Raw genomic sequence first — 24,025 nt, forward strand, 5'->3', positions numbered from 1 at the left:
CACTAAAACGGGCTGCTGTTGTCCTGCCACTGGGCCGATTCCGGTCGCGGACCGTAGCGGCGGATGTAGTCCTCGTGCATCCGTGCCTGCTTGCGTCGGTTGATCACGTCGACCAGGTTGGGGTCCAGCCCGTGGTCCTGCAGTCGGTGCCGGCGCCAAACCTTGTTCAGCGCAAGGGAAATCAGCAAAGCCCAGATGTAGAGCGGTGCGGTCATCTCGGTGTGCACGTACAGCGAGGCGGGTAACAACCACAGCGGAGCCAGCACCACCAGTGGTGGTATGGCCCACCTGATCATGTGCCGCCGGATGGCTCCCTCGCCGGCCAGATCGCGCGCGACCCAGCTGCGCATCGAATCCGGCAGGCGCCGGCCGTAACAGTAGCCGATGTACTGCCAGAGGTTGGGTTTGTCGGCGGTCATTTTCGCTCCTCGAAGATGCTGGATGTCATGACTGTAGTGCGCCAGCCGCGACCGCGGCGGCGTTGATGCGGGTGAGAACCTGGTGCAGATGCCGCAGTTCGGCCAGGCCGACACCCAAACGTGCCACGACGGCGGGTGGAATCTCGAGCGCCCGCTCCCGTAGCGCGATGCCGCGTGCGGTGAGCTTCACGTCGGTGGTGCGTTCGTCGGCGGGGTTCTTGTCGCGGGTAATCAGCCCCAACCCCTCCAGCCGTTTGAGCATCGGCGATAGCGTGGCCGAATCCAACTGCAATGCCGCGGCGATCTGTTTGACCGACATTGGGAACTTTTCCGCGGTCGGCGATTTGCGATGATCCCATAGCGCCAGCATCACCAGGTATTGCGGATGCGTCAGGCCGAGCGGCTCCAGCAGGGGCCGGTACACCGCCAAGACCGCCCGGTTTGTGGTCGCCAATGCGAAGCACACCTGTTGTTCGAGGGCCAACGGATCGACTTCGGCGGTGGTCGGCGCGGCCATTACTACATGGTGCCCTAATAGTTCGTGCGCTATCTATATGATGCCTCTCACAGGCGACCGCGGGCGGGGCATACGCTCGGAATCCATGGACGGGTACGCATCCGATTTTGCGGGTCGCGCGGCAGTCATCACCGGAGGTGCCAGCGGAATCGGATTGGCCACCGCCACCGAGTTCGCCCGCAGGGGCGCCCGCGTGATGCTAGCCGACGTCGATGCCGCGGCACTGCAGCGGGCCGTGGCGAACCTGCAGACCGAGGGCATCGACGCGCACGGCGTGACGTGCGACGTGCGCCACCTCGAAGAGGTGGTCCGCCTCGCAGACCAGGCCTTCCGCCTTCTCGGCCAGGTCGACGTTGTTTTCAGCAACGCCGGAATCGTTGTCGCCGGTCCGCTGGTAGCGATGACGCATGAGGACTGGCGCTGGGTGATTGACGTTGATTTGTGGGGTTCGATCCATGCCGTCGAGGCGTTCGTGCCGCGTCTCATCGAGCAGGGCAACGGCGGCCACATCGCCTTCACCGCGTCGTTCGCCGGGTTGGTGCCCAACACCGGCCTCGGGGCCTACGGCGTCGCCAAGTACGGCGTTGTGGGGCTGGCGGAGACGCTGGCCCGTGAGCTCAAGGAACACGGCATCGGCGTCTCGGTGCTGTGCCCCATGGTCATCGAGACCCCATTGGTTGCCAACTCCGAGCGGATCCGCGGCGCCGATCACGAACCGGCGTCCAACCCCGACCCGACCGAAGGGTTCGCGCCGCTCCCGCCGACGCAGGACGAAACGGTGTCGGTGCATAACGTGGCGCGATTGACCGCCGACGCGATTCTGGCCAATCGGCTCTACATCCTGCCGCACGAAGCGGCGCGTGCGTCGATCAAGCGCAGGTTTGACCGCATCGACCGCACCTTCGACGACCAAGCCGCCGAGGGCTGGAAACACTAGAGCGGCGGCCCCAGCCGGTAGGCACCGGTCTGCCGGTCGCGATACCAGCCGCCGGCCGCGTGGGTCCCGCCATCGACATGTAGTGTCTGCCCGGTGAGATAGACCGACATGTCGGATGCCAAAAATATTGCTGCACCCGCGATTTCATCGACATGGCCGGGTCGCCCGATCGGCACGATATCGGCCATTGCGGCCGCCGCGTCGGCACTATTCAGCGCGGCCAGACCCTCGGTCAGGGTGATATCCGGTGCTATCGCGTTGACCCGAATGCCGTGCGGCGCCAGCTCGAGCGCCGCGGTCTTGGTGTAGTTGATGACTCCGGCCTTGGCCGCGGCGTAGGCCGCATAGCCCGGGGCGGCACGCACGCCTTCGATCGACGTCACCGAGATGATGCTGCCGGGCAGATCGGCGGCGACCAACTGCCGAGCGACCCGCTGGGTGCAGAGCAGCACGTGGCGAAGGTTGGTCTTATACAGTGTGTCCCAACCTTTTTCGCTGGTCTCCAGCAGGGGCGAAGAGAACACGCCACCGGCATTGTTGACCAGGATGGTGGGTACTCCGAGTGCGGCGGTGGTCCGCTGCAGCGCGGCGTCGACCTGCTCGCCGTCCCGGACATCGGTGACGAGACCAAGGGCGCCAATCGATTCCGCTGCCCTTGCGCAGGTCTGTGGGTCTCGCTCCCAGACCGCCACCTTGGCACCGAAGGCAACCATTCCGGCGGCGATGCCGCGGCCGATGCCCGCACCGCCACCGGTGACGACCGCGACCCGGTCGGTGAGCAGGATGTCCGAAGGATCGATCGCCATCGCCGCTCAGGTCGCCGTGCGCAGCCAGGGTTCAGTGCCGATGACATTGTCGGCTTCCAGCTGCGCTATCTCTGCCGCACTCATGCCCAACTCGGCGAGCAATTCATGATTGTGCTGCCCCAACGTGGGGGCGGGTTGGGCGTGAAATACCTTCGGGCCGCCCGACAACCTCATCGGCACGGTGCTGAGCCTAGCGCGGTCGCCCACCGGATGGTCGACTTCCTCGAAGAAGCCGCGAAACGTCAGCTGCGCCAATTCGGTTTGCCGATGCGGTTGCAGCACCTTGGCCACCGGGACACCGGCATCCCACAGCGTTGCGATGATCTCGTCGCGGCTGCGCACCTCGCACCAGGCGGCGAGGTGGTCATCGATGACGTCGTGGTGTTCGCGCCGACCGGTTGCGGTGGCCAGTGCGGGATCGTTTGCCCACGACGGCGATCCGAGCGCACCGCATAGCCGCGTCCACTGGTCGTCGGTCGCCACGGCGATGGCGACCCAACTGTCGGGCCGGCCGAACTCGTCGATGTCGGCGCTACGGTACAGGTTCTGTGGCGCCGCGGAGGGCCCCCGGTTGCCCGCGCGCTGAAGCAGTGCGCCGTAGGCCGAATACTCGATGACCTGCTCGGCCGCGATGCTGAGCGCGGCGTCGACCATCGCCGCTTCGACGAACACCCCCTCGCCGGTGCGGCGGCGATGCTCCAGCGCCAGCAGCACGGCGTTGACCGCGTGCACCCCGGCGTTGGGGTCACCGACCGAATACGGGTCATACGGGGTGCGATCCGGATAACCGGTCAGCCAACTGATTCCGGACGCAGCCTCGATGACATAGGCAAACGCCGGATTGTCCCGCCACGGCCCGTCCAGGCCGAAACCGGGCATCCGCACCAGCACCGCGTCGGGCCGCAGCGACTGGACCGCGGCGAAGTCCAGCCCGATCTGATCCAGCACACGGGGCGTGAAGTTTTCCACGATCACGTCGCATGTTCCGATGAGCCTGCGCAACACGTCTCGGCCGCGCGCGTTTTGCAGGTCCAGGGTGAGTCCCTTTTTGTTGGTGTTCAGGGCATGGAAGATCGGCGACTTTTCCCACCACCGTTCCTTGCTGGTGGGTATCCCGGCGATCAGGCGGGTGCCATCCGGGCGCCGGGTGGATTCGACATGGATGACCTCGGCGCCGAGCATGGCCAGAATATGGGTGGCGCACGGACCCGCCCAGAACGTGGTCATGTCCAGTACCCGAAGACCGGTCATCGGCCGCACTTTCGCGACGCCGGCGGGGGCCGGCCGGACGGGCAGCTGCGCGGTGCGGTAGTGCTCGGTGTGCTCGCCCAACCGCGGCGCCGGTTGTGGCGGCCGCAGCCGCGCGGGCTCCATCCGATATGGATGGCCGGGTTGCCGGAATCCGCCGCGCGGATTGCGGACGAACGAACCCCGTGCCACGAATTGGTCGAACGCGGTGACGTTGGCCCCGTTGCCGACCGGTGCGTTCGGGATGCGGAATGCGCTTGCCAAATCCCGTATTTCGTCGATCGGTGTACTCGCGATCCAGGCGAAGATCTCGTCGGCGTACACATTGGCCAGCTCGGTGATCGACAGCGGCGAGTTTTCGTCGATCCACTCGGGGTGGCCCACCATGGCACAGAGGTCGAACCACTGCTGCGCGGTACCGCAGCCGAGATCTATCAGGCCGTCTTTCCCCTGGGCAACGCCCGGCACCGTCGGCCGACGGGCATCGCGCCACGGTCGCCCGAGCATCTCGTAGTAGGTGACCGGGTAGTATGTCAGGCAGAGAATTTGCGTTTCGAGCATCGACAGATCCACCAGTTCGCCAGCCCCACAGTCGATTCCGCGCCACCGCGATGCCAGAGTAGCCACGCTCGCGTAGGCACCCGCCAGGTACTCACCGATCTGACCGCCGACGAACACCGGGGCGCGCGCCTGTTCGCCCCGGCCGAGCCCTACGATCCCGCCCGACCAGGCCTGCAGCGTGAATTCGGTTGCGGCACGGTCTCGCCAGGGTCCGTCGAGCCCGAACGGTGTGATCGCGGTGACCGTCAGATGCGGGTGGCGAGCACGGATGGCATGTGGTGTGAAGTCCGGCTGCTTGGCCAGCCGCGAGCCTTGGGACCACACGACCGCATCCGCCGCGGCCAGCAACCGGTTCACCAGGGTGGTGTCGCGGTCGCGGTCCGGGTCGGCGACGACGCTGTGCTTGGCACCGGCCAGGAAGCTGAACAGCGCACCGTCGTCACCGTCGGGGACGACGGTGCGCGAGGCCGACCACCGACGTAGCGGATCCCCCTCGGGGGCTTCGACTTTGACGACGTCGGCGCCGCCGTCGGCGAGCAGCTTGGTGCAATACCCGCCCGCTATCCCGGTGGACAGATCGACCACCGAGTACCCGGTCAGCGGCGATTCGGCGCGGTGGTGCTTCACTGCTTCTTCCGCTTCGACTTGGTCGTTTTGCCGGCGTTGGTGTTCTTGCGCGCCTTCTTGCTCAGGCGCCACTCGGCGGGGAACTTCTCGTCGTTGTCCTTGACCGCCTCGCCCAGGCCCCGCTTCATCGCGTCGTCGAGCATCAGCTCGTCGCCGGCATCCGGGCGGACCAAGGGCCCCAGGGACTCGAAGACGCCGCTGAGCATGCTGCCCAGGTACTCGCCCTGGAACTGTTTCATGATCTCGAAGAAGACCTTCTGCATGAACACCGTGTCGGTGGGGCGGTTACTGGCGCAGGCCAGCGCGTATTTCTCCACCTCCGCCTCGAGCTCGCCCCGCGGCACCACGCTGTTGAGGAAGTTGCAGTCATACATTTCCGCGGCGGTGAAAGCTCTTCCGGTGAACACCATTTCCTGAAACTTGCGGATGCCCATGGTCTGCGCCCACCACCACATCCGGGGTCCCCAGCCGTAGTAGCGAAACGACGGGTGCCCGAACAGCGCGTCGTCGCTGGAGATCACCAGGTCCGCATCGGCGGCCTGGTAGAAATGCCAGCCGTAGCAGTAACCCTTCGCCTCGAGAATGCTGATCTTCTTGAAATCCTGCAGCCCGCGAATGCCGGAGTTCGGGTTGGCGTACCACTGACCGAGGGTGGCGCCGTCGCGAAACGACCCCCGTGGGGGATGGCTGACTTCGTCGGGGCCGATTCGGTATTCGGCCAGTCGCGGACCCTGGTCGGCCGCGTCGCGTACCCGCATCGCCTCGGCGAGGTCCGCCCCGGAACCGACGTCGTCGCCGGCCCCGCGGACCACCAACACCTTGACGTCGTCGTCGATGTTGGCCCGGTGCAACAAGTCTGCGTAGCGCACTCGCGCGCCAATGGTGGGGGCGTTGAGGTATTCCGGCCGGTCGAACGTGATGGTGGCGATCCGCGTCGCGGGATCCTTGCCGTACCGAATGATCTCTTCGGCCGGCGGCTCTGCGGGGCCCGGCATGGCTAGGGCTGCCAGAACGGGCTACCGGTGAGCACCTCGGAACCATTGGCGGTAATCAGGACCGCTTCTCGCCCGAAGATCGCGCCGATTTCTTCTTGCCACACATATCCCGTGACGGCGAGCACCATTCCCGGTTCCAGCTGCTCCTGTGCCGCCGTTGCGGGCAGATGCTTGGCGACCACCGGCGGGTCGAAACCCATGCCCAGACCGCGGGCCACCGGCATCGGCGGTTCGGGCTCCCCGGCGGCGTGATACGCGGCAAGCAGCCCACCCGCACCCGCGCCGGGGCGGCAGGCGTCAATCAGTTTGCCCCACAGGCTTTCCCACCGACCGTGCAGCGCTGCGGCGCCGCGCGCGGGCCGCCCTGTGTCCGCCGGCCAGGTGCGGCCGACCTCGCCGACGTAGCCCCCGGCGAGCACGCCGGCGGAAAACGCCACCAGGTCGCCGTCCTGCACGCGGCCACCACCGTCGGCGCGCCGCCACGGATGCGTGCGCGACGTCACCCAGGCCACATCTTGATTCGACGGGGTGCTCACCCCGCCCGCCGCGGCGGCCTCCAGCAGGGCCCCGGCCAGTGCCTGCTCGGTGACCCCGGGCCGCAACCCCGCGACCGCGGCGGCCAGGGCCGTCTCGGCCACCGCGACCGATTCCCGCAACGCCGCGATCTCTTCGTCGGTCTTGATGCGCCGCGCCGCCCGCATGGCCAGCTCGCCGTCCACCAGCTGCGCGTTGGGAAATGCGGTGGGCAGCAGCTGTGCGAAAGCCGGTGAGATTGCATCGGTTCCGACGCGGCGGGCCGTTGCCGCCCCATCGATGCGGCTCAGCGCCGCTATGGTGTTCATCGGATTCCACGAGATGCCGTAGAGGTTGTCGTGCGGGATGTCCTCGGGCACGCCCTCGTCCCAGGTGCTCAGCAGGTGTACGGCGCCGGTCTCGCGTACGACGACGCAGCTCGGCCCGAAGGGGCGGGTGCCGGCGACCCATAGCTGCGGCGCCCCGGTCACGTAGCGAACATTCGCTTGCCGGCCGAGGACCAGCACATCGAGATCGTGTGCGGCCATCTGTTCCAGTGCCCGCCGGCGGCGCCCCAGCCGCAGCGCGCGCGCATCGGGCAAGACGTCAGTTGACATGGCCGTACGGGTCATAGGGGTAGTCGGTCAACCTGATCCAGCCTTCCTCGGTGATCACCAAGACCTCTTCGCTGCGGTAACCGCCGGTGCCGTCCTCCCACACCACGGGCTCGAGAACCAGCACCATCCCGGATTGCAAAACGAAGCTTTCGTCGAATTCCTGGCCCAGATCTGTTCCAATCATCGGCATTTCGGCGGCGTTGACGCCGATGCCGTGGCCCAGATAAAAGTGCGGCAGCCACGGCTTGGTGCCGCTGTTGGCCGCGGTCGCGGCCCGGCCGAGGTCGGCCGCGGTGGCGCCGGCTCGCGCGACGCCCAACACCGCCGTCATGATCTCGCACCATCTGTCGAACTGCGCCTGTTGGCGCGGCGACGGATCACGTCCGACGATCCAGGTGCGACCGAAATCGGAGCAATAACCCTGGTAGGTGATGCTGACGTCGGTCCATAGCACGTCGCCTTCGGCCAGCTCCCGCTCGGTGCTCAGCAGCGGCAGCGCCAAGTCACCGTGGGTGGTCCACACGCCCTCGGCCTTACTGGGCGGCATGACCTGCCAGATCGGTTCGAGCATGCTGGCGGTAGCGCCGAGCTCGAAGGCGCGGCGCAAAAAGCTTGCCGACAAATCGATTTGGCGCACGCCCGGCGCTAATCTCTGCTGGACTTCGACCATCGCCTCGTCGGTGATCCGGATGGCGGTGCGCATGCACGACAGTTCGTCCGGGGTTTTGACGGACTTGGCCGCGCTGACGATGGCGGCGGCGTCCACCGGAACGCCGGAGCGAAAGAGCAGCTTCGCGGCACGCGACATCGCACCGGTGCATTCGTCGACCGCGATCACCGCTCCGGACGGAATCAGCTCAGCGATCGTGCGCGCGAAATCGGCCACGCCTTCCTCGAATTCGAGGTACACCGGCCCGTGTAGGTGGTCGCCGGGCAGGCCGGATTCCTGCGCGACGCCCTCGCGGAACGGCAGGAACAGGTGCGGCCACTGGTCGTCGGCCAGCACGACGGCGACCGGGCGTTCGACGTAGGAGAGCCCGGCATCGCCGAGCGGCCAACTGGCGCCGGTGGCGTAGACGACGGCATTGTTGCCCAGCAGGATCATGGCGTCGACCCCGCGGTCGGCCATCGCCGATCGCAGGCGTGCGCCGGTGTCGCGGCGCAGCCGCGCCAAGTCGGGTGTATCGGGGATCACCAGTCCGGGGCCGGTGTCCGGTTGCGCAAACGTCGTCACTACAGGCCCAGGAATGTCGTGATGTTGTCGCTGACGATCTTCACCGCGTCGGTCGGACCCACCGCGTCGACGACGGCCTTGAGCGATTTCTCGGAGTAGCCGTATGTGCTTTCGTTGTGCGGATAGTCGCTGGACCACATCACCTTGTCGACCCCGATCCGGTCGATCAGTTGCAGACCCAGCGGGTCGACCATGAATGACGCGCTCATGTGCGTGTCCCAGTAGTGCCGCACGTCGTGCTGCAGCGGCCGGTTGAACATGTGCTGGTAGGACGCGACCAGGTGCTCGGCATCTTGCAAAGCCCAAGGCACCCAAGCGATCCCACCTTCGAACCAGCCGATCCGCAGTCCGGGGTGGTCGTCGAGAATTCCGGTGAAAAGGTACTTGGCGAATTGCTCCCGGAAGCCGTCGACGTTGATCATCATGCCGACCACCACGCTGTTGAACTGACACGGGGTTTTCGGTGGGGTCTCGCCGATGTGGTGGGTCACCGGCAGTCCGGCGTCTTCGATCTCGTCCCAGACCGGCTTCATCGCGGTGCTGCCGTAGTCGATCACGTTGCCGTCGTCGTCCTTGCCCGGATTCAACGGCAGCAGAAATGTCCTGATTCCCAATGACTTCAGCTCGGCCAGCGTGCGTCTGGTCCCCTCGGGTTCCCACCAGTTGATTAGTCCCGCGCCGTAGAAGTGACCGTTGGACCGCTCTTGCAGCTCGGCGATGTACTCGTTGTAGATGCGGAAGGCCAACTCGCGCAGCTTCTTGTCGGGGTAGTGAAACAGCGCCAGCACCGCATTGGGGAAGGCCAGTTCCTTGTCGACACCGTCCTCGCGTAGTTCCTCGATGCGAGCCTCGATGTTGGTGCTGGCGGCGCCGGGCAGATCGTCGTACTGCATCAACACGGCGCTGAAGTCCCCGGGCAAGAACGATTGCCCCTGGCGGCCGACCTGGTACGCGCCGTCCTCGTACCAGATCCGGGGCGCCTTGTCCTTCAGCTCGTCGGGAAAGCGGTCGTAGAAGATGTCGTCGGCCAGCGAGATGTGGTTGTCCGCCGAGAAGACCACGGTGCCCTGCGGCAGGCCCACATCGCTGCCCGCGGCGTGGCCGCGCCGATCCTTCGGAGCACCGTAGCCACCGGGCGGGTAGAGCGTGCTTGTCTGCGTTGACATTGTTGACCCTCCATTTGGATCGGCACTTCACGGGTGATCATCGGGCTGCTCAAGGTTTTCGGCTACCAGGTCACCGGCAGTTCATAGACGCCGTAGGCGAGCCGGTCGTGTTTGAACGGGATTTCCTCGATCGGCACGGCCAGCGCCATCGTGGGGATGCGGCGGAATAGCGTCTGGAACACGATCTGCAGTTCCGCGCGCGCCAGTTGCTGGCCCACACACTGATGGCGACCGTAGCCGAAGGCGACGTTGCGGTCCGCCCCGGCGCGGTGCACGTACAACCGGTCCGGTTCGGGGAACGCGTCGGCGTCCCAATTGGCCGGTGCCAGGTCGATGATGATGCCCTCGCCGGCGCGGATGGTTTCACCGGCGATGTGGATGTCGTCGAGCGCGACGCGGCGCTGCCCGTTCTGGATGATGCTGAGGTAGCGCAGTAATTCCTCCACCGCGCCGGTCAGGACCTTCGGGTCCTCGGCGTCGCGGACCACCCCGAGTTGGTCGGGATGTTCCAGCAGGGCAAGCACTCCGAGCCCGATCATGTTGGCCGTCGTCTCGTGTCCGGCGATCAGCAGCCCGGTGCCGAGCTGGGCGGCCTCTTTGACGCTCAGCTCGCCGGCCTTGACCCGCTCGGCGAGATCGGAAACCGCGTCCTCCGAAGGGTTTTCCATCTTCGTCTCGACCAATTGGGCAAGATATTTGTGCAGGCTCATCGCGCCCTTGGCGGTGTCCGCACCGGTGGCGTAGCGCGCCAGCCCCATCGTCGCGTGCTGCTGGAACATCTCGGCGTCCTCGTAGGGCACCCCGAGCATCTGGCTGATCACCAGCGATGGAACCGGAAGGGCAATGCCGGCAACGATATCCGCGGGTTGGGGGCCGGCCAGCATGGTGTCGATGTGCTCGTCGGTGATGCGCTGAATCGTCGGCCGCAGGCCTTCGACACGGCGGAACGTGAACGGTTTGGACAGCATTCGCCGGAAGCGGGTGTGTTCCTCGCCGTCGGAGGTGAACACCGAGCGGGGCCGTTTGTGCACGGTCGACAGCATGGCTTCGTTCCAGTGCGGGAACCCGGGCACCCGGTCGTCGACGCTGACCCGGGAATCGGAAAACAGTTCGCGCACCTGCTCGTAACCTGTGATCAGCCAGGGCGTGCTGCCGTCCCAGATCCGCACCCGGGACAGTGGCCGCTCTTCGGCCAGGGCCATGACGGCCGGCGGTGGGGCGAACGGGCAGCGTTCGTTGCGGGCCATCGGGTAGTCCGGGATCTCCGAACTCGGCTCGGTCTCGGAGATGCCCGTGCTCGTCAACGCGTCTGACATGTCATTCCTCGAGGTAGATGGCCTGGGCGGGGCACGCGGCGACCGCCTGGCGCACCCCTTCGGTCTGCTCGGCCGACGGCTGCTCGGTGAGCAGTACGACGACGCCGTCTTCGTCGCGCTGGTCGAACACCTCGGGTGCGTTCATCACGCAGTTGCCTGAGGATGCGCAAATGTTTTGGTCGACAATTACTTTCATCGGTGTGCTCTTCATTCGTACGGAGTTACCGGCGCCAGCCACAGGCCAACGATCGCGTCGATGAGGCCGAAGGAGGCCGCGCGCCAGGAGGGCTGCATCATCGCCGCACCGGCGGCGAGCGCGCGTTCACGATCGGCGCAGGTGTGCATCAGCAGGTTGCGGGCCATAATGTTGCGCTCGAAGCGCACATCGGCCGGGAGGTTGGGCAAGCAGCGGTTGATGCCCTCGACGACCTGCACCAGCGAGGGCGAGCTGAGCGCCCCCTTGACGATGATGTTGTAGTAGGCCGGATCGGTCATGGCCTGAGCCGCGAAACGCGCATACCAGCTCGGGTTGCCGAGCTCCTCGAGGTGATCGGTCAATGGGCGCACCAGGCACGCCACCCAGCCGCGCATCTCGGTGTCGCCGCCGGAGGTCAGCAGCTCCGCCACCATCTGCTCCCGCAGCCTCTCGACGGGACCTCGGTGCTTCTCCTCGATGGCGCGCACCAGGTCCGCCTTGGTGCCGAAGTGGTAGCCCACCGCGGCGTTGTTGCCCTGCCCGGCGGCCTCGCTGACCTGCCGGTTGGACACCGCGAACATGCCGTGTTCGGCGTACAGGCGTTCGGCCGCGACCAGGATCGCCTCCTGGGTGGAGCTGGCACGCTCGGTGCGAACGGCACGGCCGGCGGTGGTCATCCGCCCAGTCAACCTCGCCCCCGGCTATTAAGTCAAGCGCTTGATTTAAACCGATGGGCGCGGGTGGCCCACCGCGAGCCGACGGTTGAAACGGCTAACTCGCCCACTGCGGGTTGAGCGCGGCGATGCGGTCGATGTTCTCCTCGGCCCAGGTCCGCAACAGGCCCAACGGATAGGCCGCACTCTCGCCGAGATCGGTCAACGCGTACTCGACCCGCGGCGGAACATCCGGGAACACCGTGCGCGAGACCAACGCCGCCGATTCCAGCTGACGCAGCGTGCGGGTCAACATCTTTGGGCTGATTCCAGGCAACTGACTCTTCAGCTTGCCGAAACGAACCGGGCCGTCGTCGAGTAGACCGATAACCAACGCCGCCCACTTGTTGGCCAACAAATCGAGCAGCATACGACACGGGCATTGCTCGGAGTACACGTCGTGATCGTCGTGCTGCCCCGTCGCGCAGCTCTGCGCCATCGCCGGCCTCCTACCGCCACGAGCTGTAAAGCTACCCGCAAGATACTAATTGGTCGGGCGGCGGCGTTAGCCGGTTCCGCGCGGCCGGGACCCGCCGCACAACGGCGTCGCGGGCGCGGCCCAGGCGAACCGGTAGCGGAACAACCACATTGCCGCTAGCCTGAAATGGTAGTAGCGCTACTACTTCATGAAAGGGCTGCGATGCGCGGATGCACGCGACCGGCGGCGAGCCGCGCAGCGTCGACCAGAATCGTCTACCCGGCACCGGCGAGGTGCCGATGATCTCGTCGGCGCGCCAGCGCGGTGCTCTCACCAGCGAAGGTATCCAACGGAGAGCAGGAGCCCTTGCATGTTACTGAGGGCGACTCGCTAATCTCGCCGCGACAGCCGCAGTCGTCATCCAATCCCTAGGAGCCCCATGCCAGTTCGGACTGAGCCAATGACGCTGCGGCGCGCGACCGTGCGACCGGTCGTCGTACCGCTAAACCGTCCGATCATCGCGGCGATCGGACAGTTCGACGAATGGCCGCTGATCCTGGTCGACCTGGAGATGACCGGTGGTGTGATCGGATCGAGCTACATCGCGCCCTACCGCGCCGCCTCGCTGCCCACCGTCGTCGCCGAAATGATGGCAGTGCTCGATGGGCTGCAGGGACGGCCCGTCGCCCCCGCCGACGTGTTCGCAGCGACGACCCGCGGCCTGAATGTCATTGGCGTGAGCGGTGTTTCCAGAATCGTTCTTGCCGCCGTCGACATGGCCCTCTGGGACGCGTTCGCCAAAGAGGCCGGCCTGCCGTTGGCGCGGCTGTTGGGCGGCACCGTAGGACCGGTACGCGCCTACAACAGCAACGGACTGTGGCGGCATGAAGCCGCCACGTTGGGGTCCGAGGCACAAGCGCTACTGAACGAGGGCGGGTTCAGCGCGCTGAAGCTGCGGCTGGGTTACGAGCAGCTACGCGACGACATCGCAGCCATCGATGCCGTACGCCAGAGCATCGGCTCCGACGTCGACCTCATGGTGGACTTCAACCAAGCCCTGGGTCTAGGTGATGCCATCCGTCGTTGTCATGAGCTCGACGAGCTGGGCCTGTACTGGTTCGAGGAACCGATCGCCTACGACAACGTCCACGGGTATGCAGAACTTGCGCGGCGCGTCCGCACACCACTGCAGGCCGGTGAAAACTATTACGGTGCAGTAGATCTGATGCAGTCACTGACCGCCGGGGCCGTGCATTACACCATGGCCGACCTGATGCGGATCGGCGGCGTGACCGGCTGGATGCAGGCGGCGGCCGTGGCCGCCGCCGCGGGCATTCAGTTTTCCAGCCACCTGTACCCGGAGTTCTCGGCGCACCTGTTGCGGGTCACCCCGACCGCCCATTGGCTGGAGTGGGTCGACTGGGCCAAGCCCGTCCTCGCGAACCCATTGGAACCGCACGCCGGCGCCGTGACGGCGCCCGACGAACCCGGGGCGGGCTTGATCTGGGATGAACGTGCCGTCGACAAGTACTCCGTATAGGCAGCGGGAAAGTCATGCAAACAGTGCGCGAGGCGTTCTTCCAGGTCGCCCGAGAACTTGGACTCACCACCATATTCGGGAATCCCGGCTCGACCGAAGAGCCGTTCCTGAAGGACTTTCCGGCTGACTTCCGTTATGTGCTGGCGTTGCAGGAGGCGCCGGCCGTCGCGATGGCGGACGGGTACGCTCAGCGCACCGGCCGTCCCGCCCTGGTCAACCTGCACACCGCCGCGGGGATGGGCAACGCCGTCGGCAACATCGAGAGCGCCTGGTACAACCGTGCGCCGCTGATCATCACCGCCGGCCAGCAGACCCGCGAAATGTTGTTGCTAGAGCCCTATTTGACCAACGTCTCGCCTCATCTGGTTCCACAGCCGTTCGTCAAGTGGGCCTACGAAACCGTCCGGCCCGAGGATGCGCCCGCGGCGCTGATGCGCGCGTACGCGGCCGCCGTGCTGCCGCCCGCGGGCCCGGTCTTCCTCTCCATCCCGATGGATGACTGCGATCGTCCCTGCCCGCGGCTACCGCAGATCCGCACCGTGAGCGCGACGCTGCCCGCCGACACCGACACCCTGCGCCCGGTGATCGACGCCCTCGCCGGCGCGGACTCGCCCGCGTTGATCATCGGCGGCGCGGTCGATCGGTCCGGCGGATGGGACCACGCGGTGACGCTCGCCGAAAAGCTGCGATGCGCGGTTGTGGGCCGCCCCGGGGGAGGCCGGCCCGGGTTTCCCGAAACGCACCGTCTGTACCGAGGCACGCTGCCGCCGGCCATCGGCCCGCTCGGCGAAGCGCTGGCCGGCCATGACGTCGTGGTGGTGATCGGCGCACCGGTGTTCCGCTATTACCCGTACATCCCAGGCGAATACCTGCCGGTCGGCACGCGGCTGTTTCAGATCACCGATGATCCATCCGAGGCGGCCCGCGCACCGGTGGGGCAGGCCGTGCTGGCCGACCCGGGCCGGTCGTGCGCGGTGCTGGCCTCGGCTTTGCCGGCCGCGCAACGCAATTCGCCGACCCCGCGCGCGTCGCAACCGCCGGTGCGCCCAGCTCAGATCACTGCGGAGTGGCTCTACCGCGTCGTCCACACCGTCCGCCCCCCGGACAGCGTGATCGTTCAGGAATCGCTGTCGACGGCGCAGAAGTTGCGTGAGCAGATACCGACCGCGCGGTCGCGATCGTTCTTCTCGATGTCGAGCGGCGTGCTCGGTTTCGGCCTTCCCGCCGCGGTGGGTGTCGCGCTGGCCGAACGCGATGAGGGCAGCAACCGCACGGTCATCTGCATCGTCGGCGACGGCGCCGCGAACTACGTCATCCAGGCTTTGTGGACGGCCGTCCAGCAGCAGCTGCCGATCCTGTTCATCATTCCCCGCAACGGGGCCTACAACATTCTCAAGAGCTTCGCCGAGTTGCTGCAGACGCCCGGTGTGCCAGGCCTCGACCTGCCGGGACTGGACTTCGTCGCCTTGGCCCAGGGTTACGGCTGCGGCGGCGAACGGGTGACCAATCCCGAGGACCTCGAGGAGGCCGTCGGCCGGGGCATTGGGCTCGACCGAACCCACCCGATCGAAGTGACCATCGACTCGACCGTTCCCCCGCTGATCTAGCTTCGGAAGGTAGTCGATACTCATGTCGTGCAAAGACTTTGACGACCCCAGCGCCGGACGTGGTTTGTCATGACCGGCTCGGCGACGCGACCGCTGGGCGCCTATGTCCAGGACGATTACCAGACCGTGGCCGAATTCTTCGACCTGATGCCGACGGGCGTCACCGTCAGCGACGACGGGCGGGTTTTCGTATCCTTCCCGCGGTGGGGTGACGAGGTGCCGTTCACCGTGGCCGAGGTGGTCGACGGAGCCGCCGTCGCCTACCCGGACGCGCGGGTCAACGACTGGCGCCCCGGGGATTCGGCCGATCAGCTGATCTCGGTTCAAAGTGTCGTCGTCGATCCGGACGGGTATCTGTGGCTGCTGGATACCGGAGCGCCCTCGTTCGCGGCCCATGTCGCCGGCGGGCCGAAGCTGGTGCGAATCGACCTGGCGCACAACGCTATCGATCGTGTGCTGCGGATCGACGATGCGGCAATACGGCGCAGACGTACCTCAACGACGTGCGCTTCGATTTCAGCCGGGGCCGCTACGCCTACATCACGGACTCACAACCGACCGGCGCGCCGATCGTGGTCGACCTCGACACCGGCCAATGCTGGGATCGACTGCGCGGCCATCGCAGCACCCAAGCCGAGGACGGGTTCCGCGCGGTGGTGCAGGGCGTGGTGCGCGAGCAGTACCGGGTTGGTGCGGACGGCATCGCGATCAGTCCCGATGGCGAGCGGCTGTTCTACTGCCCCCTGTCAAGCCGTCGGCTCTACAGCGTGAGCACGCAGGCATTGCGGGATCGCGGCATCCCCGAGGATCGGGTCGCGGAAACGATATTCGACCACGGTGACAAAGGAGCCTCCGACGGTCTGGAATCCGACACCGACGGCAATCTCTACGTCACCGCCTACGAGCACAGCGCGGTGCTGAAAAAGGCTGCCGACGGCCGATGGACTACGTTGCTGCACGGGCCGAAGCTGTTGTGGCCGGACACCCTGGCACTGGCCGCCGACGGGCATCTCTATGTCAGCGTCAACCAGCTGCCCCGCATCCCGCTGTTCAACGACGGCAACGAAGCCCGCATACCGCCATATCTGATCATTCGGGTCAACGTCGACGCCCGGCCGGTCCGGTTGCGGTGACACCGATTGTCCAGCAACTCCATTCGTTCACGCAGATAGGATCATGATGAAGGCGATCGTTTACACCGAAGCCGGCGACCCCTCGGTACTGCAGCTGGTCGAGCGGCCCGTTCCCCCGGTCGCCGCGGGCCAGGTTCGGGTGCGCATCGCCGTGTCGGGGGTGAACCCGACCGACTGGAAGGCCCGACAGAGCTCCACCGTGGTGGCCGCAGGCGGTCAGGTCCCCAATCAGGACGGCGCCGGTGTCGTCGACGCCGTAGGCGACAACGTGATCGGGCTGAACGTCGGTGACCGCGTGTGGGTTTGGGACGCTGCGTGGCAGCGAGCCGACGGGACGGCGCAGGAGTACGTTGTGTTGCCGGCGCACCAGGTGGTGCCGCTTCCCGCTAACGCGAGCTTCGATGTGGGTGCGTCGCTGGGCATCCCTGCGCTCACCGCGCATCGCGCGCTGACCGCGCATCATCGCGCACCGGTGCAACTCGAGCCCGGCGCGTTGCGCGGATTCACCGTGCTGGTTGCGGGCGGGGCGGGCGTCGTCGGCCACGCGGCCATCCAGCTTGCGGTCTGGTCCGGCGCAACGGTGATCGCCACCGTCAGCGACAACGAGAAGGCCGAGCTGGCCCGGCGGGCGGGGGCGCAGCAGATCATCAATTACCGGCAGGAGAAATTGGTGCCGGCGCTGCTGGACCGACACCCCGCCGGCGCCGACATCATCGTCGAGGTCAACCTGCGCGCCAACATCGAATCAGACCTGGAGCTGGTGGCAAGTCACGGCACCATCGCAAACTATGCGTCGGACGAGCGCGACGTCATCCCCATTCCCACCCGCGCCGGGATGGACAAAAACGTTCGGCTGCAATACATTCTGACCTACCTGACGGAACCGGGTGCGAAGCTTGCCTCCGTGCGTGCGGTTACCGCGGCGGCAGCGGCCGGTGCGCTGGAGGTGGGCGATCAGGCCGGATTGCCCGTCATCCGCTATTCCCTCGAACAGACCGCCGACGCGCACCGCGCCTCGCAGGAGGGTGTGGTGGGCAAGATCCTGATCGACGTGGCACCGGTGGATAACCCGTGAGAGTCAGCCTTCCGGCTTGGCCGACCGGATCGGTTTTCCCGCAACCGTCCCGCCGTCGACCGGTAGCACTGTGCCGGTGACATAACGCGACCGGTCGGTCGCGAAATACAGTGCCGCCTCGGCGATGTCGTCGGGGGTGCCGTCGCGCTTGAGCGGACGGTCGTCGCGCATGCCCTGGCGGATCTTTGCCTCGAACTGCCTGAGCTGCTCTGGGTCCATGCCCGCGGCCGACTTTCCCAAGATCGGCGTGGGGATGCTGCCCGGCGCGATCGCGTTGACCCGAATCTCGTGATATGCCAACTCAATTGCCGCGGCCTTGGTGAACTGGATGACCGCGGCTTTCGACGCGCGGTAGATCATCACCCCGCCGCCGGCCTGGATGCCGCCGATCGAGGTCATGTTGATGATCGATCCCCCGCCGTGGCCGGCCATATGCCGCGCGGCATCTCGGGTACCGGCCATCACGCCCAACACGTTGACCCCCATCACCCGATGAAAGTCCGCGAGGTCGTCGTCGAGCAGCCTGCGCAGCGGGCTTGACACCCCGGCGTTGTTCACCATGACATGCAGGCCGCCGAACCATTCGACGGCGCCGGCCACCAGCGCTTCCACCTGCTCGGGGTCGGACACGTCGGTCTCGCGAAAGAGGGCAGCGTCGCCAAGCGAGGCCGCCAGCGCCTCACCCGGTTCGGTCTCGACGTCGGCGATCACCACCCGTGCGCCCTCGACGACGAACCGCTCCACCAGACCGCGACCGATGCCGGAGGCGCCGCCGGTGACGATGGCGACCTTGCCATCCAACTCATTGACCACACGGAGAGTTAATCGGCGCATGCCAGTTTAAGTCAAGCACTTGATTTAGAACCGACACGTCGCGACGCGAGCAGCAAACTTCCTCGGCGCCCTGCCGAGTCTGGCTACTGTTTGGCCATGAGCGCGCGCATCGGAGTGCGGCGGCGATGAATCCCGATCCGTTCTGCACGTCCGACCAATGGAGCATGATCGCGTCGGCACCCTCGACGTCGCAGCTGGCCGGTGTGCTCGGCGGATTCCTGATCACCGCGATCGCGCTGCTGTTCGACCGCAACAGCCGCGAAGGCATCCACACGCTGGCCCTGTTTCGCGTCGGCGGTGCTGATCCTGATGCTCAGCAGCTTTCTGTTCAGTCTCATTAGCGGCACGCACCCGCCCGACAACGGTGACCGGCAAGGGATCTGCGCGATCGCCTGGACCCAGGGCACCCTGGCGACCGGCATGCTTGCGGCCGGCACCACCGCGCTGTTCGGCGGGCTGGGCTGGATGCTCGCCAGCCACGCGGTGAACAAGGCGCACCAGGTAGACCCGGAGGACATCCGGGCCTATTGCTTCCTCGCGGACCTCGGCGGCTGGCTGACGTTCGGCGCCGCGATGGCGACGACGCTGATCATGAGCGAGACCAGCATCGACTACCTGCACTTCGTACTGGGCCACCGGCCCGCGCTCTGGCTCACCGGGTTGATCGTGACATTCTGCGCGCTGGCCATCATCGTCGATCTGGTTGTGGTCTACATCCGCACCAGAAATCTCAACCGCTCGCTATCCAACACCGCCGAGCCGACGCAGCTGGCGCTGCGGTCGATCCAGGTCGCCACGGTGGGAACGCTGTTTCTCGCCGTCGCCGCATCCTGGTTGGCCGTCACCCTCGCCCGGCTTCCCGGCGGGTGGCTGACGACGCCCAATCGCGGCTTTGTCGTGTTCGTCTTCGTGTTGGCGCTGCTGGTGCCGACGATCATTTCGACCGCGGCCTGCTACTCGGTTGCCAGTACCGACGAGGGGCTTGCCCGCCGCCTTTCCTGACCGCCCGCGACCGCTTCGGAACCCCCGGCCCCGTAATGTCAGGCAACGTAATCCTCGAATTGTGGCGGTGCGCGTGACAACTCATCCGGCGCAGTTGCTGCGCGGACGGCGCGCCGAGTGCATGGCGCTCGAGCAGCTGACGGCCGCGGCCCGCGCCGGCGAAAGCCAGGTGCGGGTGTTGCGTGGCGAGGCCGGCATCGGCAAAACGGCGCTGCTCGACTATGTGGCCGAGCACGCCAAAGGCTTTCGCACCGCGCGGCTCGCGGGCGTCGAGTCCGAGATGGAGCTGGCATTCGCCGGCTTGCACCAACTGTGCACGCCGCTGCTCGACTGCATCGACCGATTACCGGAGCCGCAGCGCGCCGCGTTGGACGTCGCGTTCGGCCGCAGCGTCGGACCGGCACCCGATCGGTTTCTGGTGGGGTTGGCCATCCTGAGCCTGATCGGCGCCGCGACCGAAACGCAGCCGCTGATCTTCCTTGTCGACGATGCGCAATGGATCGACCGCATCTCGGCCCAGACGTTGGCCTTCGTCGCGCGCCGTTTGATCGCCGAACCCGCCGCGTTGCTCTTCGCGGTGCGCGACGGTTGTCCCCACGAGTTCGGCGGGCTGCCGGAGTTGGTATTGGGCGGGCTCGACTCCGCGGACGCACGCGCATTGTTGGATTCGGCGGTTCTCGGCCGCCTGGACGACCAGGTGCGCGATCGGATCGTGGCCGAAACGCGGGGCAACCCGCTGGCCCTTCTCGAGCTGCCCCAGGGGTTGACCGCCGCCGAGATCGCGGGCGGTTTCCAGCGGCCCGACGCCCGTCCGCTGGCCGGGCAGATCGAGCAGACGTTCGTGCGCCGGATCCAGTCCCTGCCCGAGGAAACCCAGCGGCTGATGGTGACCGCCGCCGCGGAACCGGTCGGTGACGCGGCGTTGCTCGCGCGGGCCGCCGACCGGCTGGGGCTGCCGCCGGACGCGGCGGCGGCGGCCGAGGCGGCGGGGCTGATCGACGTCGGCACACGGGTGCGTTTCCGCCATCCATTGGTGCGCTCGGCCGCCTACCGGTCGGCCGACTTGCCGCAACGTCGGCGCGTGCACCGGGCGCTGGCGGAGGCCACCGACTCCGACGTCGACCCGGACCGGCGCGCCTGGCATTTGGCGAGCGCCGCGTCCGGTCCGGACGAGGCCGTCGCCGCCGCACTCGAGCGCTCGGCCGATCGCGCGCAGGCCAGAGGAGGCGTCGCCGCGGCTGCCGCCTTCTGGGAACGGGCGACGCAGCTGACCGTCGACCCGGCTCGCCGTGGCGCCCGCGCGCTGGCCGCCGCCCAGGCCAAACGCGACGTGGCGGCCTTCGACGCCGCGGTCGAATTGCTGACCATCGCCGAGTCCGCGGCCCTGGACCCCGTGCAGCGGGCCCGCTCTGTGCGACTGCGCGCCCAGATCGCGTTCGCCCGCAGCCGCAGCGGTGCCGCGGACGCGCCGCTCGTGTCGGACTCGGCCGTCGGCCTGCTCGACGCGGCGCGCGGGCTGGCGGCCCTGGACGCCCCGTTGTCGCGCGAGACGTATCTCGAAGCGGTCGGGGCCACCCTGTTCGGCGGCCGGCTGTGCCCGCACGGCGGGATCCAGATGACGGCGCAGGCGGCACGGGCCGCACCGCCCGGACCGAACCCGGCGCGGCCGGTCGATCTGCTGCTCGACGGCATCGCCATCCGCGCCACCGATGGCCATGCCGCAAGCGTGCCGGCGCTGCGCGCGGCGCTGGAGCTGGTCCGCGCGGAATCCGGGCGCCGCGACGGCGACGTGATGCGGTGGTTCTGGCAGGCCTTCCCCATCGTGCAGGAATCCGCGGCTCACGAAGTGTGGGATGACGACGTCTGGCATCAGCTGGCCACCGAATCGGTGCGGCTGGCCCGCGAGGCGGGCGCGCTGGCCGTGCTTCCGCATGCCCTGGTGTACCGGGCCGGTGTGCACCTGCAGGCCGGCGAGTTCGCGTCGGCCTCGGCGCTGATCGAGGAAGCCAACGCCATCAGCGCCGCCACGGGCGACGCCCCGGTCAAATACCACTCGGTGCTGCTCGCCGCGTGGCGCGGTGCCGATGGTGAGGCCCTCCAACTGATCGAGACCGCGGCGGCCGACGGCATGTCGCGTGGGGAGGGACGAGTCCTCGGTCTGACCGGCTATGCCAAGGCCGTGCTTTACAACGGTCTCGGTCGCTACCCGGATGCGTTCGCCGCCGCCCGTCAGGCCTGCGAAGACGACGACTACGGGTTGTTCGGCTGGTGCTTGATCGAACTCATCGAGGCCGCCGCCAGAAGCGGCGAACGCGCGGCGGCCGAGGCTGCCCTGCGTCAACTCGAAGAGCGCGCGCTGGTCACCGGAACCGATTGGGCCGCAGGAGCTTTGGCGCGGTCACGCGCATTGCTGACCGATGACGGCGCCGCCGAAGGCCGCTACCGGGAGGCGATCGAACGACTCGGGCGCACGCGCATCGTCGTGCACCTGGCCCGCGCCCACCTCGTCTACGGAGAGTGGCTGCGTCGGTGCAACCGCCGCATCGACGCTCGCACCCAGTTGCAGACCGCCCACGAAATGTTCGGGCGGATGGGCGCCGAGCCGTTCGCCGCGCGTGCTCGCCGCGAACTGTTGGTCACCGGACAAAAGGTGAGCAGGCGCGGCCGCCCAAGCGCGCCGGGCGAGGAGTTGACCGCCCAGGAGGCGCAGATCGCCCGGCTGGCCGGTGCGGGCCTGACCAATCCCGAAATCGCCGCGCAGTTGTTCATCAGCGCGCACACCGTCGAATGGCACCTGCGGAAGGTGTTCGCCAAGCTCGGCATCACCTCACGCCGACAACTGCGGGGTATCGAGCTGGCCCCCTGAGTTCGCGACGACTACGGACTTTCCGGGGTTCCCGGGGGCGGCCACCGGGACCATGCTGAGAGAGCCAATGCATCGGGAAACTCGGAAGGCGTGATCATGAAGGTTCTGGTAATCGGTGGCAGCGGACTCATCGGGTCACAGGTAGTCGCCCAGCTCAGCGAACTGGGGCACGAGGCTGTCCCGGCCTCGCCGAGTTCGGGGGTCAATACCATTACCGGCGAAGGTCTCGCCGCGGCGGTTGCCGGAGTGCACACGGTGGTGGACGTGTCGAACTCGCCGTCCTGGGCCGACGATGACGTGCTGGAATTTTTCACGACCTCCACCCGTAACCTCCTCGAGGCCGAGCAGGCGGCCGACGTGCAGCACCACGTCGCACTGTCCATCGTGGGAGCCGACCGGGCGGCCGCAAGCGGGTACATGCGGGCCAAGATCGCCCAGGAGAAGTTGATCAGGGAATCCGGCGCGCCGTACACGATCGTGCGGGCCACCCAGTTCTTCGAATTCGTTGGGGGCATTGCCGATTCGCTGACCGACGGGAACACCGTCCGCGCCCCGCACGGGGCTTTCCAGCCGATCGCGGCCACCGATGTGGCCACGGCCGTCACGCGCGCGTCGATCGGCGAGCCGGCCGGACTGATCAACATTGCAGGTCCCGAGAAGCAGGGCATGGACGACTTCATCCGGACCCGGTTCGCCGCGACGGGCGATCCGCGCGAGGTGATCACCGATCCCAACGCCCGGTACTACGGCGCGGTGCTCGACGACCGCATGATCGTCCCCATCGAGGGTGAACAGGTGACCCTCTACCCCACCAGGTTCAGCGACTGGCTGGACGCTCAGGTACCCACCGCCAAGTAATAATGCCGAGGAGCTGAGTCCGATGGAGTTGTTGGACCAGACCGCCGTGATCACCGGCGGGACGGCGGGCATCGGGCTCGAGTCCGCGCGGTTGCTCGCAAGCGAAGGGGCCACGGTCATCGTCTCGGGCCGTGACCGCGACCGCGGCGAACAAGCGGTGGCGGCGATCGGTCCGAACGCGCGGTTCGTGCCGACCGACATGGCCGACGCCGAGTCCGTGAATTCACTTGTGCAGCAATGCGGCGATGTCGACATCATCGTCAACAACGCCGGCAGCTTCCCGTCCGCGCTGACCATCGACCAGGACATGGCCGCCTTCGAGGAGATGTTCCGCACCAATGTACGCGGCGCCTACTTTCTGGTCGCCGGCCTGATCCCCCGCATGTTGGAGCGCGGTCGCGGCAGCATCGTCAACGTCACCACCATGGCCGCGTTCAAGGGGATTCCCGGCGCATCGGGCTACAGTGCCTCCAAGGCCGCCCTGGAATCGCTCACCCGCACCTGGGCGGCGGAATTCGGGGCGGCCGGGGTGCGGGTGAACAGCGTGGCGCCCGGCCCCACCCGCACCCTCGGGGTGGCCGTGGCCTGGGGGGAGGTCAACGAGGAACTCGGGCGGGCGCTGCCGTTGGGTCGTACCGCTTACGCATCCGAGATCGCCGAGGCCGTCCTTTTTCTCAGCTCCCCCCGCGCCAGTTTCATCACCGGCTCCACGCTGCACGTCGACGGGGGCGGCGCCGCGGTCTGAGTTCGAAGGAATTGTCGATGGGTGGTTGCGTTCCGGCTGACTCCCGGGCAGCGTTAATTCGCCGAGAACCAACCGACCGACG

23 protein-coding genes are annotated in these 24,025 nt (G+C 67.1%); 10 read left to right on the plus strand and 13 right to left on the minus strand.

Going from position 1 to position 24,025, the window contains the following annotated elements; all coding sequences use genetic code 11:
- Positions 1–2: 2 nt before the first annotated feature.
- Entirely contained in the window at positions 3–419 is a 417-nt protein-coding gene (locus AWC25_RS03065) for a DUF5313 domain-containing protein (RefSeq protein WP_069398315.1), read from the minus strand.
- Positions 420–444: 25 nt separating this feature from the next.
- A complete protein-coding gene (locus AWC25_RS03070) occupies positions 445–936 on the minus strand; it encodes a MarR family winged helix-turn-helix transcriptional regulator (protein WP_069398314.1) in 492 nt (163 codons plus the stop codon).
- Between the two features lie 85 nt (positions 937–1,021).
- On the opposite strand from AWC25_RS03070, the gene AWC25_RS03075 reads away from it, so the two are divergent.
- A complete protein-coding gene (locus AWC25_RS03075; protein ID WP_069398313.1) occupies positions 1,022–1,873 on the plus strand; it encodes an SDR family NAD(P)-dependent oxidoreductase in 852 nt (283 codons plus the stop codon).
- Here the strand turns inward: AWC25_RS03075 and AWC25_RS03080 are convergent.
- The 10 genes from AWC25_RS03080 to AWC25_RS03125 form a co-directional block, all read right to left on the minus strand.
- Positions 1,870–2,679: an SDR family NAD(P)-dependent oxidoreductase gene (locus AWC25_RS03080; RefSeq protein WP_069398312.1), complete on the minus strand. Its 810-nt coding sequence runs from the start codon at positions 2,677–2,679 to the stop codon at positions 1,870–1,872. The two genes, AWC25_RS03075 and AWC25_RS03080, sit on opposite strands and share 4 nt — an antisense overlap.
- 6 nt (positions 2,680–2,685) lie before the next feature.
- Positions 2,686–5,115: a CaiB/BaiF CoA-transferase family protein gene (locus AWC25_RS03085; protein WP_069398311.1), complete on the minus strand. Its 2,430-nt coding sequence runs from the start codon at positions 5,113–5,115 to the stop codon at positions 2,686–2,688.
- Entirely contained in the window at positions 5,112–6,110 is a 999-nt protein-coding gene (locus tag AWC25_RS03090) for an enoyl-CoA hydratase/isomerase family protein (protein WP_069398310.1), read from the minus strand. Before AWC25_RS03090 ends, AWC25_RS03085 begins: the two co-directional genes overlap by 4 nt.
- 2 nt (positions 6,111–6,112) lie before the next feature.
- A complete protein-coding gene (locus AWC25_RS03095) occupies positions 6,113–7,240 on the minus strand; it encodes a M24 family metallopeptidase (RefSeq protein WP_069398309.1) in 1,128 nt (375 codons plus the stop codon).
- Positions 7,230–8,474, minus strand: coding sequence for a M24 family metallopeptidase (locus AWC25_RS03100; RefSeq protein ID WP_069398308.1), 1,245 nt, complete (start codon positions 8,472–8,474; stop codon positions 7,230–7,232). The genes AWC25_RS03095 and AWC25_RS03100 overlap by 11 nt, the downstream gene beginning before the upstream one ends.
- Positions 8,474–9,535, minus strand: coding sequence for an amidohydrolase family protein (locus AWC25_RS03105; protein WP_198166574.1), 1,062 nt, complete (start codon positions 9,533–9,535; stop codon positions 8,474–8,476). Before AWC25_RS03105 ends, AWC25_RS03100 begins: the two co-directional genes overlap by 1 nt.
- Positions 9,536–9,702: 167 nt before the next feature.
- Entirely contained in the window at positions 9,703–10,956 is a 1,254-nt protein-coding gene (locus AWC25_RS03110; RefSeq protein ID WP_069398306.1) for a cytochrome P450, read from the minus strand.
- A gap of 1 nt (position 10,957) precedes the next feature.
- Positions 10,958–11,152: a ferredoxin gene (locus tag AWC25_RS03115; RefSeq protein ID WP_069398502.1), complete on the minus strand. Its 195-nt coding sequence runs from the start codon at positions 11,150–11,152 to the stop codon at positions 10,958–10,960.
- Between the two features lie 11 nt (positions 11,153–11,163).
- Positions 11,164–11,829 carry a TetR/AcrR family transcriptional regulator gene (locus AWC25_RS03120; RefSeq protein ID WP_069398305.1) on the minus strand — a complete coding sequence of 222 codons (666 nt, stop codon included), beginning with the start codon at positions 11,827–11,829 and terminating at the stop codon, positions 11,164–11,166.
- Between the two features lie 94 nt (positions 11,830–11,923).
- Positions 11,924–12,304: a winged helix-turn-helix transcriptional regulator gene (locus AWC25_RS03125; protein ID WP_085166325.1), complete on the minus strand. Its 381-nt coding sequence runs from the start codon at positions 12,302–12,304 to the stop codon at positions 11,924–11,926.
- 418 nt (positions 12,305–12,722) lie between these two features.
- Between AWC25_RS03125 and AWC25_RS03130 the strand changes: the two genes are divergently transcribed.
- The 4 genes from AWC25_RS03130 (at position 12,723) to AWC25_RS03145 (ending at position 17,638) form a co-directional block, all read left to right on the plus strand.
- Positions 12,723–13,823 carry an enolase C-terminal domain-like protein gene (locus tag AWC25_RS03130; RefSeq protein WP_142278665.1) on the plus strand — a complete coding sequence of 367 codons (1,101 nt, stop codon included), beginning with the start codon at positions 12,723–12,725 and terminating at the stop codon, positions 13,821–13,823.
- A gap of 14 nt (positions 13,824–13,837) precedes the next feature.
- Entirely contained in the window at positions 13,838–15,430 is a 1,593-nt protein-coding gene (gene mdlC, locus AWC25_RS03135) for a benzoylformate decarboxylase (protein WP_085166327.1), read from the plus strand.
- 503 nt (positions 15,431–15,933) lie between these two features.
- Positions 15,934–16,563 (plus strand): SMP-30/gluconolactonase/LRE family protein, encoded by a 630-nt coding sequence (locus AWC25_RS27085; RefSeq protein WP_211281010.1) that lies wholly within the window; start codon positions 15,934–15,936, stop codon positions 16,561–16,563.
- A 46-nt stretch (positions 16,564–16,609) separates the two neighbouring features.
- Positions 16,610–17,638 (plus strand): NADPH:quinone reductase, encoded by a 1,029-nt coding sequence (locus tag AWC25_RS03145; RefSeq protein WP_069398302.1) that lies wholly within the window; start codon positions 16,610–16,612, stop codon positions 17,636–17,638.
- 3 nt (positions 17,639–17,641) lie between these two features.
- Here the strand turns inward: AWC25_RS03145 and AWC25_RS03150 are convergent, their stop codons facing one another.
- On the minus strand, positions 17,642–18,451 hold the full coding sequence (locus AWC25_RS03150) for an SDR family NAD(P)-dependent oxidoreductase (RefSeq protein ID WP_069398301.1): 810 nt from the start codon (positions 18,449–18,451) through the stop codon (positions 17,642–17,644).
- 146 nt (positions 18,452–18,597) lie between these two features.
- On the opposite strand from AWC25_RS03150, the gene AWC25_RS27255 reads away from it, so the two are divergent.
- The 5 genes from AWC25_RS27255 (at position 18,598) to AWC25_RS03170 (ending at position 23,943) form a co-directional block, all read left to right on the plus strand.
- Positions 18,598–18,813, plus strand: a complete 216-nt coding sequence (locus AWC25_RS27255) for a hypothetical protein (protein WP_232326866.1) — start codon at positions 18,598–18,600, stop codon at positions 18,811–18,813.
- Positions 18,782–19,474: a hypothetical protein gene (locus AWC25_RS03155; protein WP_232326865.1), complete on the plus strand. Its 693-nt coding sequence runs from the start codon at positions 18,782–18,784 to the stop codon at positions 19,472–19,474. Before AWC25_RS27255 ends, AWC25_RS03155 begins: the two co-directional genes overlap by 32 nt.
- A gap of 73 nt (positions 19,475–19,547) precedes the next feature.
- On the plus strand, positions 19,548–22,340 hold the full coding sequence (locus AWC25_RS03160) for a helix-turn-helix transcriptional regulator (protein ID WP_264034458.1): 2,793 nt from the start codon (positions 19,548–19,550) through the stop codon (positions 22,338–22,340).
- Positions 22,341–22,436: 96 nt separating this feature from the next.
- Entirely contained in the window at positions 22,437–23,198 is a 762-nt protein-coding gene (locus tag AWC25_RS03165; protein WP_069398500.1) for an SDR family oxidoreductase, read from the plus strand.
- A gap of 22 nt (positions 23,199–23,220) precedes the next feature.
- The gene (locus tag AWC25_RS03170; protein WP_069398300.1) at positions 23,221–23,943 is read left to right on the plus strand and encodes an SDR family NAD(P)-dependent oxidoreductase; all 723 of its coding nucleotides are present in this window, start codon (positions 23,221–23,223) and stop codon (positions 23,941–23,943) included.
- Positions 23,944–24,025 lie beyond the last annotated feature (82 nt).

Source organism: Mycobacterium sherrisii (assembly GCF_002102355.1).
Taxonomy (GTDB): domain Bacteria; phylum Actinomycetota; class Actinomycetes; order Mycobacteriales; family Mycobacteriaceae; genus Mycobacterium; species Mycobacterium sherrisii.

What these genes read in the sequence shown, in the direction of transcription:
- AWC25_RS03170 (WP_069398300.1), top strand. Translation starts at nt 23,221, where the DNA reads ATGGAGTTGTTGGACCAGACCGCCGTGATCACCGGCGGGACGGCGGGC.
- AWC25_RS03075 (WP_069398313.1), top strand. Translation starts at nt 1,022, where the DNA reads ATGGACGGGTACGCATCCGATTTTGCGGGTCGCGCGGCAGTCATCACC.
- AWC25_RS03090 (WP_069398310.1), bottom strand. Translation starts at nt 6,110, where the DNA reads ATGCCGGGCCCCGCAGAGCCGCCGGCCGAAGAGATCATTCGGTACGGC.
- AWC25_RS03110 (WP_069398306.1), bottom strand. Translation starts at nt 10,956, where the DNA reads ATGTCAGACGCGTTGACGAGCACGGGCATCTCCGAGACCGAGCCGAGT.
- mdlC (WP_085166327.1), top strand. Translation starts at nt 13,838, where the DNA reads ATGCAAACAGTGCGCGAGGCGTTCTTCCAGGTCGCCCGAGAACTTGGA.
- AWC25_RS03145 (WP_069398302.1), top strand. Translation starts at nt 16,610, where the DNA reads ATGAAGGCGATCGTTTACACCGAAGCCGGCGACCCCTCGGTACTGCAG.
- AWC25_RS03070 (WP_069398314.1), bottom strand. Translation starts at nt 936, where the DNA reads ATGGCCGCGCCGACCACCGCCGAAGTCGATCCGTTGGCCCTCGAACAA.
- AWC25_RS03125 (WP_085166325.1), bottom strand. Translation starts at nt 12,304, where the DNA reads ATGGCGCAGAGCTGCGCGACGGGGCAGCACGACGATCACGACGTGTAC.
- AWC25_RS03080 (WP_069398312.1), bottom strand. Translation starts at nt 2,679, where the DNA reads ATGGCGATCGATCCTTCGGACATCCTGCTCACCGACCGGGTCGCGGTC.
- AWC25_RS03155 (WP_232326865.1), top strand. Translation starts at nt 18,782, where the DNA reads ATGCTCAGCAGCTTTCTGTTCAGTCTCATTAGCGGCACGCACCCGCCC.
- AWC25_RS03120 (WP_069398305.1), bottom strand. Translation starts at nt 11,829, where the DNA reads ATGACCACCGCCGGCCGTGCCGTTCGCACCGAGCGTGCCAGCTCCACC.
- AWC25_RS03130 (WP_142278665.1), top strand. Translation starts at nt 12,723, where the DNA reads ATGCCAGTTCGGACTGAGCCAATGACGCTGCGGCGCGCGACCGTGCGA.
- AWC25_RS03115 (WP_069398502.1), bottom strand. Translation starts at nt 11,152, where the DNA reads ATGAAAGTAATTGTCGACCAAAACATTTGCGCATCCTCAGGCAACTGC.
- AWC25_RS03165 (WP_069398500.1), top strand. Translation starts at nt 22,437, where the DNA reads ATGAAGGTTCTGGTAATCGGTGGCAGCGGACTCATCGGGTCACAGGTA.
- AWC25_RS03095 (WP_069398309.1), bottom strand. Translation starts at nt 7,240, where the DNA reads ATGTCAACTGACGTCTTGCCCGATGCGCGCGCGCTGCGGCTGGGGCGC.
- AWC25_RS27255 (WP_232326866.1), top strand. Translation starts at nt 18,598, where the DNA reads ATGAATCCCGATCCGTTCTGCACGTCCGACCAATGGAGCATGATCGCG.
- AWC25_RS03065 (WP_069398315.1), bottom strand. Translation starts at nt 419, where the DNA reads ATGACCGCCGACAAACCCAACCTCTGGCAGTACATCGGCTACTGTTAC.